The organism is Salinivibrio sp. IB574 (assembly GCF_001996205.1).
Classification (GTDB): Bacteria; Pseudomonadota; Gammaproteobacteria; order Enterobacterales; family Vibrionaceae; genus Salinivibrio; species Salinivibrio proteolyticus.
The window spans coordinates 48,888-63,599 of record NZ_MUFN01000011.1; the positions used below are offsets into that span (position 1 = coordinate 48,888).

A 14,712-nucleotide genomic window follows, 5' to 3' on the forward strand; every position below is an offset into this window, starting at 1 on the left:
CACGGTTAACGTCAGTGCGGCAAGTGTACCATTAATAACGTTTCGCTAACTCGTTGGCCCGTAAAAATTGAACCGGCTCCCCCAATAGCTGACGGTAATAAATTTCAAACATCAGCACATTTTGCACATAATGGCGGGTTTCATAAAACGGGATCGACTCAATAAAGGCAATCGCATCCATATGGCCTTGCGATCGTTCTAACCAGCGCGATACCCGATGCGGGCCAGCATTATAGGCAGCAAAGGCTAAGATGCGATTGCTCTCAAAGCGATCTAGCATCATTTTTAGATAGCCACTGCCAAGACGAATGTTCACCCCAGGATCGCTTAAACTCGCCGGCCCTTCGTAGTCATAACCAAGCTCCCGCGATGTTTCTCGCGCCGTCCGCGGCATGAGCTGCATTAAGCCCCGCGCGCCAACATGAGACACCGCGTGAGTAAAGAAGGCACTCTCTTGCCGAGACAACGCCATTAATGTGGTTTTATCCACCCCTCGCTCACGGCTGAAAAACTCAAACCACCACTGATGCGCAAGCGGGAAACGCAACGATAAGTGATCCCACATTTTTCCGGCGATCGTTGCCTGCACCGCCAAGTGATACCAGTGCTTTTTACTGGCGTATGCCGCCAATAACGCAATTTGCGCATCGCTGGCGCGGTTGAGGACGTAATACCATTCACGTTTCGCGGCATAGATTTTGTTCAGCGCAATCAGCTCATCCACTCGCGCTAACACATCTTTCACTGGCATCAGCCCCTCTTCTTTGAGGACCGCTGATCGGGAAGGGATATGAATGGCTTGATCCAAATGCTGCGCCGCAGCGACACTGTAGAAGTTGCGCTCTCCCACCATGCTGGCGAAGGCACGATTAGCTTGCTCACTATCCCCCAACTCGAGCTGAATGCGCGCATCCCAATAGCGCCACTTCAACGATTGCTTCTCGCTATCACTGAGCAGCGACAGCCACGCATTAAGCGCGTGCCAATCATCGTCCAATAACGCTAACCGGAAGCGCCGCTCAATCAAGCCATCGTTGCGGGTATTGCGAAGCATGCGATCACGCCACCCCGCAAGAGCAGGATCGTCATCATTCATCAATTGGCTGATCAGGTAATCGGCAATTTCTTGGCGTTCACGCTTATCATAATGTTGCCCTTCAACCGTACGACGAAACTGACGAATGGCTTGCGCTTCGTCTTTACGCGACAAGCGTTCAAATGCCAGCCGGGTTAGCTTTTGGTTAAAAGGCGTCACCTGACTGCGCTTGGAAAAGTCAGCCACCTTCTCAGGCTCATCATAAAGCGCCAGTACCTGCTCGCCTTGTGGCTGATAAGACGCCGGTAATTGGCGATTTAAATACCGCATCAGGCTACGGTTACGTGCTTCAAAGGTTAATAGCATCCGCTGTAAGATCAGCTCTCCGGTTAAGAGTTTTTGCTCAGATAAAAAACCGAATAAGGGATCGCAAGCACTGTCTACCGACTGACCCGAGAGATAAAGCGATTTCGCCCCACTGCGCGCCAATGCGCGGTTGCCTGCCTGACTGTGGGCGTAATAATACTGGCACTGATAACGCTCACCACGCGGGACATCGGTCTGAAAAGCCACCAAGGTTTTCCATTCCCCTCGATCGGCAAGCAAGGTCAAATAGTCGGCCCGTAAGCTGTTTACAAAAGGCAACGAATTGTAGCGGTTAATAAAGTTAGTGACCGACTTGTGCGACTTTAATGACAAATTGCGAGTAAAGTCACGATAGTCCAAATAGGGATAAAGCGGGTAATCACGAAGCTGGCCCTTTAAGGTGCGAAAGCGCTTGAGATCACCACGCTCGATGGCGTCGATTGCGGCCTCATATTGGCGCTGTTGCAGCGTTAATTCGGTGCCGTCAGGGGTGGCTGAGGCCAACACCGCCGGCGCGGCAAAGCTGGATGTCACTAATACGCCTGACACTAAAGGGCGTGAGAAGGCACGGACACAGGCGACAGCGAGACGATACGCTGCGCCATATGGCCGGGAGAAGGCAGTGAGTAATTCCATGTCAACGGTTGCTCCTGTGTTCCTAACATCGAGTAGACAACAGCCTGGCAGGCAAATTCCCTCGATGTTAACGCCTGAATATGACGATCACTGTTAAACTTGGCAAAGTTAACGTTAGAATAGCGTCTTTCACTCCACAACTATTAACGCGAGCAGAAATGGCTGAGTACGTATATACCATGTCGCGGGTGAGCAAGATCGTGCCACCTAAGCGCCAAATTCTGAAAGATATTTCTCTATGTTTCTTCCCCGGCGCCAAGATCGGTGTGTTGGGTCTAAACGGTGCGGGTAAATCGACCCTATTGCGCATCATGGCCGGTATCGATACCGACATTGAGGGTGAAGCCCGTGCGCAACCAGGCTTAAAAGTGGGGTATCTGCCCCAAGAGCCGGTATTGGACGAAGACAAAACGGTTCGTGAAACCGTCGAAGAAGCGGTTGCCGATGTTAAAGACGCGTTGAACCGACTCGATGCGGTTTACGCGGCTTACGCTGATCCAGATGCAGATTTTGACGCCTTGGCGCAAGAACAAGGAGAACTGGAAGCCTTGATCCAAGCGAAAGACGGTCACAACCTCGACAACGCCCTTGAACGTGCCGCTGACGCCTTGCGCCTCCCTGAGTGGGATGCACAAATTAAGCACCTTTCGGGTGGTGAGCGCCGTCGTGTTGCCATTTGTCGCTTGCTCCTTGAGAAACCAGATATGCTGCTTCTTGATGAGCCAACCAACCACTTGGATGCCGAATCTGTTGCATGGCTTGAGCGCTTCTTGGTCGATTACACCGGTACTGTGGTAGCGATTACCCACGACCGCTACTTCTTGGATAACGCTGCTGGCTGGATTCTGGAGCTTGACCGTGGTGAAGGTATTCCTTGGGAAGGTAACTATACCTCTTGGCTGGAACAGAAAGACGTTCGCTTGAAGCAAGAAGCGTCACAAGAAAAAGCACGTCAAAAAACCATCGAGAAAGAGCTCGAGTGGGTGCGTCAGAATCCAAAAGGACGTCAGGCCAAATCTAAAGCGCGTATGGCGCGTTTCGAAGAGCTTAATACGTCAGATTATCAACGCCGTAACGAGACCAATGAGCTGTTTATCCCACCGGGTCCACGCTTAGGCGACAAGGTCATTGAGGTGAACAACCTCACCAAATCCTTTGGGGATCGTGTCTTGATTGACGATTTGTCGTTCAGTGTGCCTAAAGGGGCCATCGTCGGTATTATCGGTCCAAACGGTGCGGGTAAATCGACGCTGTTTAAGATGCTAAGTGGCACTGAGCAACCAGACTCAGGCACCGTGGAAGTGGGTGACACCGTCCAATTGGCATCGGTGGATCAGTTCCGTGACAGCATGGATGACAATAATACTGTCTACGACGAGATCTCAGAAGGGGCGGACATCATTCGCATTAACAACTTTGAGTTGCCAGCGCGCGCCTATGTGTCTCGTTTCAACTTTAAAGGGAGCGATCAGCAAAAACGCATCGGTGAGCTTTCCGGTGGTGAGCGTAACCGTGTCCACCTTGCCAAACTGCTTAAAGCAGGCGGTAACGTACTCCTTCTCGACGAACCGACTAACGACCTTGACGTAGAAACCTTGCGTGCACTCGAAGAAGCCCTGCTTGAATTCCCAGGCTGTGCCATGGTGATCTCGCACGACCGCTGGTTCCTAGACCGTATTGCAACCCATATTCTTGACTATCGTGACGAAGGCCAAGTGAACTTCTTCGAAGGTAACTTTGCTGAATACACCGATTGGTTGAAGAAAACCTTAGGGGCGCAAGCCGCTGAGCCGCACCGCATCAAGTACAAGCGCGTCGCGAAGTAATCGCCGCACGACAGGCCCTGCTGGACGGGTTGAGGTAGCATTCTACCGCCTCAGCCCCCAGCGGGGCTTTTTATGCGTCCTAAACCGTATTGTCTCCGGTACATAGCGCAATAAAGGTAACCAAACGTTGCAAAAGTGAGACAAAACGTCTAATTCCCGTGCCATCTGCACCCCATTGCCTACACTGAAAACAGACATCTATAGGAGATGCTGTCATGTCAGAGCGTAGAAAATATTCCCGCGTGATGTATCGTGCTCCCGCGATACTCAAACAGGATGGTCGTGAATGGCACGCACACGTACTCGATTTATCCCTAAAAGGCGTGCTACTCAGTTTGCCCAACAATTGGGAATCTGACCCTGAGCGTAAAGAGTTCGACTTGGTCTTTTTTCTCCATGATTCAGAGATAGAATTAGACATGGAGTGCATTCTCGTGAACAACTGCGCGAATTACTTACATCTTTATATCGATCACATTGACATTGATAGTGCCAGTCATTTAAAAAGGCTCGTTGAACTTAACGTCGGCAACGATGAACTTCTCCATCGCGAGCTCGCACAACTGACTGACCATATGGCGGAGCCACAAGCTTAGTGCCCGCGCGGTCATGGACGGTATTTAATGCAGGCCAGCAGTAGCCAGTCATGACAGATCACATTCATATCGCCGTCACGCACCCCAATGGCGTGAAGCACTTCACCCTCTGCCCCACTCGTAAAAAGGTGGTGCAGACGCTCGCGCTTGTGTTACTCGCACTGCTCACCGTCACCTTTGCCAGCTTGTACTTTCTCTCTGCACGCTCAACAGAGGCCGAAGCCGCCGTGGAACGTTTACGGGATGAACGGGCGGCGCTGAATGCGGAATTAGCGGTCCTGCAACAAAAACGGGATGAGTTAACCGCAACCATTGAAAATAAAGACGTTGAGCTTACTGCGCTCACGCAACGCGTGGTGACCGTCGAAGATATGCTGGGGTTAAACTCGGTCGCTAAAGACGCCTCACTCACTCACCGTTTAGACGTCGCGGCCATTAACTCTGCAGTGCGGTACACCATGTTGCAGCTCATCCCCAACGGCAAACCGATTGAAAGTTATCGGCGCTCATCCGGATTTGGTTCACGCACACATCCAGTCACCGGCAAAGCCAAATTTCATATGGGATTAGATTTGACCGCAGACAAAGGCACGCCCGTTTATGCACCTGCAGATGGCGTAGTGGAATACGTACGCCCGAGTCGCAAAAAAGGCTATGGCAACTTTGTCAAAATCGACCATGCTTTCGGCTTTATGACCTTGTACGCACACCTTGATAAATTCAATGTGCGCAGTGGTCAGTTCGTGAAAAAAGGCGATCTGATTGCTTGGTCCGGCAACACTGGCTTATCGACAGGTCCTCACCTGCACTATGAAGTCCGTTTTTTGGGACGCGCGCTGGACCCGCGCCGCTTTATTAAATGGAGCGCTGAGAACTTTGATACCTTGCTGGAAAAAGAAAAACGTGTGGGTTGGGGCCATTTAGTTTCGGTAGTAGAAAACTTGGTAGAAACTCAGGTTCAGGTCGCCAATATGCCCGACCCTGAGCCACCGCTAAGTACCGCGCAACAGCGCGAGGCGGATTTAGACGTGACACCTACCAACGTCTCGATGTAGTCACTCAACAAAGCTCACAGAGATCTGCGCCTGCGCAGCGAGACACGTGAGCTTTGTTGTTTATCACTGCGGTTAGAGGTCTTCTAACACATCCAATGCATCAGACAGCTTGCTTACCCCAAAGACTTGCATGCCCTCAAGCGGCTGCTTTGGCATATTCGCTTTCGGGACTACCGCTTTTTTAAAGCCGTGTTTCGCCGCTTCCATCAAGCGCTCTTGACCACTCGGCACAGGGCGAATTTCACCGGCCAAGCCCACTTCGCCAAAGACCACCAAATCACGGGGTAAAGGTCGATCGCGGAAACTAGAGATCAGCGCCAACAACAAAGCGAGGTCGGCACTGGTTTCGGTCACTTTGACGCCACCCACCACATTGACGAACACGTCTTGATCCGACATTTGCAGCCCGCCATGTTTGTGCAACACCGCCAACAATAACGCCAGTCGGTTTTGTTCTAAGCCCACCGCGACACGACGAGGATTGGCTAGCTGCGAATAGTCGACCAGTGCTTGTAGCTCTACCAACAAAGGACGGGTCCCTTCCCATACCACCATCACCGAGCTTCCCGACGTCTGTTCTTCACCGCGGGAAAGGAAAATCGCCGAAGGGTTGCTGACCTCTTTCAGCCCTTGCCCGGTCATCGCAAACACACCCAATTCATTCACCGCCCCAAAGCGGTTTTTGTGGCTGCGTAAGGTTCTAAAGCGACTGTCACTTGAGCCATCGAGTAGAATCGAACAGTCAATACAGTGCTCGAGCACTTTCGGCCCAGCCAAGGTGCCGTCTTTGGTCACATGGCCAACCATAAATATCGCCACGTTGTGCTGTTTCGCGTAGCGCGTTAAGGCGGCCGCTGACTCGCGTACTTGAGACACGCTACCCGGTGCCGATTGCACATCACCGACATGCATGACTTGAATCGAGTCGATAACCATGATTTTAGGTTGCTCTTTCTTAGCGACCTGACAAATGGTTTCAACGCTGGTTTCGGATAACAGCTTGAGTTTGTCTTTGGGAAGCCCAAGTCGGTCAGCACGCATCGCAACCTGTTGGAGTGACTCTTCACCAGTGATGTATAGCGTCGGTAAGTGCTGCGCTAAGCCCACCATGGTTTGCAATAGCAAGGTACTTTTACCGGCACCCGGATTGCCCCCAATCAAAATGGCCGCGCCAGGCACAATCCCACCACCAAGAACGCGGTCTAGCTCTTTAAAACCACTGCTCAGGCGTGGCACTTCTTGCAAGTCAATCTCTTGCAACGTCTGTACTTTACCTTCCGCACTCCCCGCGTAGCCGGCATATTTTTCATTGCGCGCGACTTGAGGGGACGCGGCAAGGCGTACTTCTGTGATGGTATTCCACGCACCGCACGCTGAGCATTGCCCTTGCCAGCGGGGAAAATCAGCGCCACAGTCATTGCACACGTAGGCCCGTTTTGTTTTTGCCATTCGCACTCCAATACGTATGATGTCAGCTAATTCACAAAATGATTGCTATCTTATTAATTATTCCCAAACTTTTTTGATAGCGTGCCGCTACAAAAGCAGGCCAATACTTTAACAGACTTTGCCATGAAGCAGGATGATTACCAGGGACTGATTGAGCAACTGCTTCCTCTTTCCCAAACCCCAAAATTTGAGGTGCTGCTCGACAAGCTAACGGCTAACGAGCCGAACTCTGCCAAGCTGCTGATCAAAATGGAGATCAGGCGGCTGATGGCGCCGTGCAATCGCACCATTGATTTGCGTGGAAAAGTCGATGGCGAATGTCACGAATATGACTTGCATGGCAAGAAGCATTGGTTGGACGATGTTGCCATTAACTATTACTACGAGCGCTTGCCACTTTATAATGGGCAACTGACCCAAGGGTTATGGGAAGATCTGCACAACACCCCAAATAACTTTCGCGTCCAACACGAGAAAGCCAAGCAGAACCAGCAAAAAGGGCAAGGCCCAGTCACCGATAGTGCTCAAACGGCGTTATTACCCGAGAAGCTGACCTTTGGCAGCTATCTATCACGCAGCGAAAGTCGCATTCACTATGCTACGCAAGTCTTGATCACCTTGCAGTCGGGTCAGGAAGTTCACGGGACCACCAGCGACTTATCAAACTCAGGCTGCCGCGTGCGCGTCCCCGCCGCCTTTGACTACCCGCCAAGCTCAGAAGTCACTGTCCGGTTTGCGGCGTTAGCAAAGAAGTATCTCGACCCCGATCTTGAAGATGGCTTGAGCTACCGCATTATTGGTGTGGACCAAAACAATGATAGTACGAGCAATGCTTGGTTACGCCTGCGTCTTGATACCAGCAGTGACGCCATCAAACGGGCATTGGAGTCCGAAATGGCATCGCCAGACTTTCGCGGGAAACAAGACGGGGAAGATAAACTGCTGACCCTCAAGCTGCAAAGCTATGAGCAATCTTTTTTGCATCACACCAGCGTACTGCCGCTCTATTTTGCACAAGATAAAATGGAGTATGTGCTCAAAACGCGACAAAATCATAGCCTTTGGGATTACTGGCATGATGAACGCAACCAGCCTGTGCTCAATCATCTTTTCGACCCACAACGCCTTTCATTATTACAAGTCGAAGGGGCGGCCAATAGCCAGTTGCTGCTTTACTGTTTTTATGTTGACAAAAATAAACGTCGCTTTTTCTACTCAGCCTCCCCCAGTGAGATGAGTGTGGAAGAGCGCCAGCTGTTTTGGAAATTAGGGGCTAAACGGGCATCTTGGCGGGCGTTTAAAGTGACCATGTCGGCCATCACGGCTGCCGATATCGAACGACTGCAGGATGTATCGCCAGACTGGCTCAACAAATTGAAGACATTGACGCACGTGGCGCTGGTACAGGATGTGACACATCATGATGCGCAGCAGGCCTATTTAAGTCACCCCAAACCCGAACGCTCGAGCCAAGCACTGCGCCGCTTTTTACATGAGCGTAATCCTGTGAGCCAAGCCAGCTTAATTTCCTCCGATATGCAGCCGCAGCGCCGTGAGCCACGTTATCAATACCGCTCTAAGGTCTCTTTGGTGCATGCTGAACAGGGGTTTATGGAAGGCGCGCTGTTAGATTTTTCCTCGGGCGGACTGAATGTTGCACTCAAGCAGCCCTTTCAAGGGGCAAAAGACGATCTGATCTCTGTCTCTCTCGATGCCTTTGTGAAAATAGACCGCCGCGCGCCTTTGGTAGATATGCCTTATCAGGTTATCCGAGTCAGCCCTAAACGCAATAATATCCAGCTAAAGCTGGTCAACGAAGCCCCGAATACTCGCCGACGCCAATACTTACGCCGTTTGATTGAGCACAACCAAGAAAAACTCACCGTGTTGGATGAGATCTTACCCGATCCGCCACTGGTGCGAGCCATGCACCAATTATTGCTGACCCGGCTCACCGTGCAGCCTTACTTTATACGCCGAGACAATGGCGTACTCTCGGTATCCGCGGTCGGCATTAACCTACCACCGAGCCGGTTACACCGATTACTCGAGCGCGCCGGTGGAGGGCGACAGATTTCCTTCTACCCCTTGTTTGGCGACAAAATTCATACGCGCACGCATGAGGTTTCCCGCCTGTCTCAACCGCAAAAAGAACTGATCCGCGAATACTATGTCTGGATGGACATGCAAGATGAAATCGTACGCAGAGTGCATACCTTCGCGGATAGCGAGTTTGAGTCCGACGATGCCCGCCGCAAGTTTATTGAGCTGGCTCAGCGCGGTGGGCTATTTGCCGTACTGCGCAACCGCATGGCGCCGCTTGCTCATGCGGAACAAGAAATCAATCCCGAAAAACTCGCGGCATTGTTACAACGCGATACCCATAAAGCGCGCCAGCTCGAGGATGAGTTTGCCGCACTGTGCGCGTATGGCGAGCTGGTCGATGTCACCGATGAGGTGCTGATGCGCCTTGGCTGTTAGCGAGCCTGCCAACTGATACGTCCCTCGCGCAAGCTTGCCGATAGGATACAAAGCACACCGCCTAACCAAGCGTGTTTCACCGCCGCTTGCGCTTGGGCGTTGACCATCGGCTTGGCATGGTAAGCAACACCAAGCCCGGCGGCGTTCATCATGGGTAAATCGTTGGCACCATCCCCGACCGCAAGGGTATTTTCTGCTGCAATATCATATTGTTGTGCCAGCATCGTCAGCACGTCTGCCTTTCGCTGGGCATCGACCACCTGCCCTTCCACTTCTCCCGTCAGCTTTCCGTGCGCTATCGAGAGTTGGTTGGACTCGGCATAATCTAGTGACAGCATCTCTTTAAGGTGATCAGAGAAATAGGTAAAGCCACCAGAGGCAATTGCCACCTTCCAGCCATGCGCACGTAAACTGGCGACTAAACGCGCCATATCCGGCATCAAAGGCAACGTGGATTTCACTGACGCTAGGATTTGGCTGTCCGCGCCTTTCAACGCGGCAACACGCTCGCGTAAACTGGCTTCAAAGTCTAGTTCACCCAGCATGGCACGTTCTGTCACCGCGGAGACCGCACCCCCAACCCCCGCTAACGCAGCTATTTCATCAATACATTCGATTTGAATCGCGGTTGAATCCATATCGAATACCGCAAGACCCGGCTGACTGAGATCTGGCAGACCGTGCACGTCCGCACAATCTAGGCCAAGCAAATGGACAATGGTTTGATGCGCATCGGTTAATGGTCCTGCCATTAATAAGACTTCATAAGGCCCTACCCGCCAGCCATCAATCGGTGTCACCGCTTCGCCAGTAAAAAAAGCAATATCATCAAGCTGGCGCGGATCTACCAGCTCACCAAAGAGCACCCATCCACCTTGACGTCGGGTATAGCGACTGTAGATCGACAACGATGGGAAACGTTGATAAAGCGTTGGGGTGCGGTAAATTTTAAAAGGCGTCGCGTCCATGGTTGTAGGCGTCCTTGCGGCCGAAGCCGTCGATTGAATAGTGAATGAATCGTATTGAGGCTGTGATACCATAAAACCGGCACTGAGCTCCAGTGCAATTTATTCTGGCGGTTTAGCTTTTGAGGTGGCTATGTTTACGGTTTCGCGACAAGCACTGCGACGCGTGGTGAAATGGGGGATCTTGTTCAGTGCGATCGCTGCAATTGCGGCGTTGATGCTTTACAGCACGACATTAAGCCAGCGCCAATATCAAGCGCTCTACCAACAAACGGATGAGCTGGCACAACTGATGACCCGTCAGATTGGCGCACAAGCCTACGACGCCTTGGTGGATAAGAACTATCAGCCATTACAAACTATGGCCGACGCCTTGGTCAAAGAGCCTCTGATCCGCGATGCGAGTTTCTACCGCCTAAACGGTCAGGCCGTGGTGCACTCGGCTAATGCCCTGCCACTCGAAACGGCGGTTGGATTAACCACACCGCTTGGGTTAGAAAGCCGCGGCCGTCAGCAACTCATGGCCCCCATTAGCCGAGAGGGCGATGTTGCAGGCTTTCTCCGTCTCACGCTAGAACATCAGGCGGTCACAGAAAAAGCCCATCACCAATTGCAAGAGAACATGAATCAGTTTCGCACCCTGCTAGTACTTGCGATTCTGTTGGGAGCATTGCTGGTTGGCATGCTTAAGCGTCGCGACAGCCAAACCTCATTGCTTCCTTGGTAACCCAACTCAGATACACACGAGGGCGCCTCAAACCTCACTCATAAAAAAAGAGATGGCCAAAGCCATCTCTTTGATGCATGAATCCTTTATCCTTACAGGAAGGATTGTCCATAGTCCATCGGCGACGTGCCAAAATAAGCCGCTAGTGATTGGCCAATATCGGCAAAGGTTTCACGGCGACCTAATGACCCCGCAGGTACCTTGCTGCCATAAACCAGAGCAGGAATGTGCTCACGGGTATGGTCAGTGCCCGGCCAAGTCGGATCACAGCCGTGGTCGGCAGTGAGGATCAAGACATCATCTTCTTCCAGCATGGCCATGATCTCTGGCAAACGCGCATCGAAGTATTCCAAGGCCGCAGCGTAACCAGCCACATTACGGCGGTGACCATATGCAGAGTCAAAATCAACAAAGTTGGTAAAGACTAAGCTGTTATCACCCGCGTCTTTGATCGCGTCTTTGGTCGCGTCAAACAGCGCTTCAAGGCCTGTCGCTTTGATCTTTTTGGTGATCCCGCAATGGGCGTAGATGTCGGCAATCTTACCAATCGAAATCACGTCCCCGCCTTTCTCGTCCACGATTTTTTGCAATACCGTGGCCGATGGTGGCTCAACTGACAAATCACGACGGTTACCCGTACGCTCAAATTGGCCTTTGCCTGGGCCCACAAATGGACGCGCAATCACACGACCAATGTTGTAGTCTTCCAGCTCTTCACGCACGATTTGGCACAGCTCGTACAGGTTATCGAGGCCGTAGGTTTCCTCGTGACATGCGATTTGGAACACAGAATCTGCAGAGGTGTAGAAAATCGGCTTACCGGTTTTCATGTGCTCTTCGCCCAAATCGTCCAGCACTTGAGTGCCTGACGCATGACAGTTACCCAAATAGCCCGGCAGCTTGGCACGCTCGACAATACGATCTAGCAGCGCTTGCGGGAAGCTATTGGTCTGGTCAGTGAAGTAACCCCAATCAAATAGCACGGGGACACCGGCAATTTCCCAGTGACCAGACGGGGTATCTTTGCCAGATGACAACTCTTTCGCGTGCGCATAGGCACCGATGATCTCTGCGTTGGCATCTAGCCCTTCAGGGAAGTAACCCGATGATTCTTCACATGCCTTACCTAGACCTAATTTGGTGAGGTTTGGCAATGAAAGCGGGCCGCTGCGGTCGGCATTATCCGCTTCGCCTTTGGCACACGCTTGAGCAATGTGGCCCAAGGTATTAGCACCTTGGTCACCGAATTTAACTGCGTCTTCAGTGGCACCAATACCAAATGAATCTAAAACTAATACTATTGCGCGTTTCATGATCGCCTCCGTTAGACGTCTTCTAGGCTGATGCGACGGTAAACGTCTGGCGTCGCACTTGGCGCCGTATCAGCCACTTTTACTGCGGCTCGCACCGCATTCGCCGCTTGTTGCCATTGCTCTTCAGTTTGAGCATGGAGCATGGCGAGCGGTGTTTGCCCGTCCACGTGTTGCCCCAGACGAATCATTTCGTTCAGCCCAACGGCATAATCAATTTTATCGCTAGCAACCCGACGGCCGCCACCTATTTCTACCATAGCCATGCCCAATGCTCGGGTATCCATGGCACTGACTATACCTGAATCCGTCGCGTAGACTGGCTTAATGATAGCGGCGGTAGAAAGATAGCGCTCCGGCGACTCAACAAAGTCACGCGGACCACCCAGTCCAGCCACCATTTTGGCAAAGCACTCAGCCGCACGGCCACTGTCTAGTGCTTCATCCAGTTTCTGTTTTGCGCTGTTCACATCGTCTGCAAGCCCGCTAATCACCAGCATATCCGCACACAGTGCCATAGTGACATTGTACAAGCGTGGATTGCGGTATCGACCGGTCAGAAAATCAACCGCTTCTTTGACTTCTAGCGCATTGCCGGCAGAGGATGCCAATACTTGGTTCATGTCGGTTAACAAAGCGCTCGTTTTCGTACCTGCGCCATTGGCAACCGCCACAATCGATTTGGCAAGCGCCTCGGAATCTTCATACGTGGGCATAAATGCCCCCGACCCCACTTTGACATCCATCACCAATGCATCTAACCCTGCCGCCAGTTTTTTCGACAAGATAGAAGCGGTGATCAGAGAAATGTTGTCCACGGTTGCCGTGACATCGCGGGTCGCATAAACGCGTTTGTCCGCAGGCGCCAAAGACCCGGTTTGACCGATAATCGCAACGCCAGCATCACGTGTGACATCACCAAACACTTGGTTACTCGGCATGATGTTATAGCCGGGAATCGATTCCAGTTTATCTAGCGTTCCCCCCGTGTGTCCTAGACCTCGGCCGGAAATCATGGGCACATAACCGCCACATGCTGCTACCATAGGGCCAAGCATTAATGAGGTCACATCACCGACACCACCGGTCGAATGTTTATCCACCACGGGACCATCAAAATTCATATGTGACCAATCGATGGTCATTCCCGAGTCGCGCATTGCACACGTCAGAGCAACACGCTCATCCATGGTCATGTCGTTGAAGTAAATCGCCATCGCAAAGGCGGCAATTTGCCCTTCTGAGACCGATTCGTCGGCCACCCCTTGGATAAAGGTATAGATTTCTTCTTTGCTTAACGCGATGTTGTCACGTTTCTTACGAATAATTTCCTGAGGTAAGATCATCCATCCTCCTTACCGGCAAGACAGGGCAAGCAGTCACTTGCCCTGCGAATCTCATCACTAAGGATTAGTAGCCGCCTTGCGCTGCTTTTTCACCTTCACCCAGCGTATGTAATAAATTTGCTAACAAGCTTGAAGCGCCAAAGCGATAGTGGCGACTGTCTGCCCAGCTCTCGCCCAAGATACGATCAGCCATCGCGAGGTATTGCTGCGCATCCTCAGCAGTGCGTACACCACCGGCTGGCTTAAAGCCCACTTTATCCGCAACACCTTTGTCTTTAATCACGTTAAGCATAATTTCTGCCGCTTCTGGCGTGGCATTCACCGCCACTTTACCGGTTGAGGTTTTGATAAAGTCAGCGCCCGCATCAATTGAGATTTCAGACGCACGCTTGATAAGCGCGTCTGTTTTCAGTTCACCGCTTTCGATGATGACTTTTAGCAGCGCTTGATCGCCACAGGCAGCTTTACATTGTTTGACCAGTTCCAAACCGATCTCTTCGTTCCCCGCCATCAATGCACGATAGGGGAAAACAACGTCAACTTCATCGGCGCCATAGGCCACGGCCGCCTTGGTTTCAGCCACGGCAATATCAATATCATCGTTGCCGTGAGGGAAGTTGGTGACGGTAGCGATACGCACCTCGGGGGTGCCTTGCTCACGCAGCGCTTTTTTTGCCACCGGAATGAAACGTGGATAGATGCAGATCGCAGCCGTGTTACCGACTGGTGATTTCGCGTTCTGACACAAAGCGATCACTTTTTCATCCGTGTCATCATCATTCAGTGTGGTCAGATCCATTAATTTCAGTGCGCGTAGGGCTGCGGTTTGTAATTCGTTCATGGGTATCTCCAGTCCTCATTCTTTTGCCAAACAGTTATGGGTTGGCCACTGTGTAAACAACCTATTAGCAGGTTGCCG

11 protein-coding genes are annotated in these 14,712 nt (G+C 51.8%); 5 read left to right on the plus strand and 6 right to left on the minus strand.

Translation table 11 applies throughout. The features are described 5' to 3' along the window. Positions 1-31: 31 nt before the first annotated feature. Positions 32-2,038 (minus strand): murein transglycosylase, encoded by a 2,007-nt coding sequence (gene sltY / locus BZJ17_RS06895; RefSeq protein ID WP_077640216.1) that lies wholly within the window; start codon positions 2,036-2,038, stop codon positions 32-34. A gap of 158 nt (positions 2,039-2,196) precedes the next feature. Here sltY and ettA point away from each other — a divergent pair, with 158 nt between their 5' ends. From ettA to BZJ17_RS06910, 3 genes are all read left to right on the plus strand, one after another. Beyond that, positions 2,197-3,864 (plus strand): energy-dependent translational throttle protein EttA, encoded by a 1,668-nt coding sequence (gene ettA, locus BZJ17_RS06900; protein ID WP_077456225.1) that lies wholly within the window; start codon positions 2,197-2,199, stop codon positions 3,862-3,864. 215 nt (positions 3,865-4,079) lie between these two features. Continuing rightward, positions 4,080-4,460 carry a PilZ domain-containing protein gene (locus tag BZJ17_RS06905; protein ID WP_069589174.1) on the plus strand — a complete coding sequence of 127 codons (381 nt, stop codon included), beginning with the start codon at positions 4,080-4,082 and terminating at the stop codon, positions 4,458-4,460. A gap of 50 nt (positions 4,461-4,510) precedes the next feature. Continuing rightward, the gene (locus BZJ17_RS06910; RefSeq protein ID WP_069589171.1) at positions 4,511-5,515 is read left to right on the plus strand and encodes a peptidoglycan DD-metalloendopeptidase family protein; all 1,005 of its coding nucleotides are present in this window, start codon (positions 4,511-4,513) and stop codon (positions 5,513-5,515) included. Between the two features lie 72 nt (positions 5,516-5,587). Here the strand turns inward: BZJ17_RS06910 and radA are convergent, their stop codons facing one another. Beyond that, positions 5,588-6,964, minus strand: coding sequence for a DNA repair protein RadA (gene radA, locus BZJ17_RS06915; protein WP_069589170.1), 1,377 nt, complete (start codon positions 6,962-6,964; stop codon positions 5,588-5,590). A 123-nt stretch (positions 6,965-7,087) separates the two neighbouring features. Between radA and BZJ17_RS06920 the strand changes: the two genes are divergently transcribed. Continuing rightward, entirely contained in the window at positions 7,088-9,445 is a 2,358-nt protein-coding gene (locus BZJ17_RS06920; protein ID WP_077640217.1) for a PilZ domain-containing protein, read from the plus strand. Here the strand turns inward: BZJ17_RS06920 and serB are convergent. Further along, on the minus strand, positions 9,442-10,413 hold the full coding sequence (gene serB, locus BZJ17_RS06925) for a phosphoserine phosphatase (RefSeq protein ID WP_077640218.1): 972 nt from the start codon (positions 10,411-10,413) through the stop codon (positions 9,442-9,444). The genes BZJ17_RS06920 and serB overlap by 4 nt on opposite strands. 130 nt (positions 10,414-10,543) lie before the next feature. Here serB and BZJ17_RS06930 point away from each other — a divergent pair, with 130 nt between their 5' ends. Continuing rightward, positions 10,544-11,137 carry an AhpA/YtjB family protein gene (locus BZJ17_RS06930; RefSeq protein ID WP_069589164.1) on the plus strand — a complete coding sequence of 198 codons (594 nt, stop codon included), beginning with the start codon at positions 10,544-10,546 and terminating at the stop codon, positions 11,135-11,137. Between the two features lie 92 nt (positions 11,138-11,229). On the opposite strand, the gene BZJ17_RS06935 is transcribed toward BZJ17_RS06930, so the two are convergent. The 3 genes from BZJ17_RS06935 to deoC all read right to left on the minus strand — a co-directional run bounded on the left by BZJ17_RS06935 (position 11,230) and on the right by deoC (position 14,634). After that, positions 11,230-12,450: a phosphopentomutase gene (locus tag BZJ17_RS06935; RefSeq protein ID WP_069589163.1), complete on the minus strand. Its 1,221-nt coding sequence runs from the start codon at positions 12,448-12,450 to the stop codon at positions 11,230-11,232. A gap of 11 nt (positions 12,451-12,461) precedes the next feature. Beyond that, complete coding sequence (deoA, locus tag BZJ17_RS06940) at positions 12,462-13,793, minus strand: thymidine phosphorylase (protein WP_077479902.1); 1,332 nt, start codon at positions 13,791-13,793, stop codon at positions 12,462-12,464. A 64-nt stretch (positions 13,794-13,857) separates the two neighbouring features. Next, positions 13,858-14,634 (minus strand): deoxyribose-phosphate aldolase, encoded by a 777-nt coding sequence (gene deoC / locus BZJ17_RS06945; RefSeq protein WP_077640219.1) that lies wholly within the window; start codon positions 14,632-14,634, stop codon positions 13,858-13,860. Positions 14,635-14,712 lie beyond the last annotated feature (78 nt).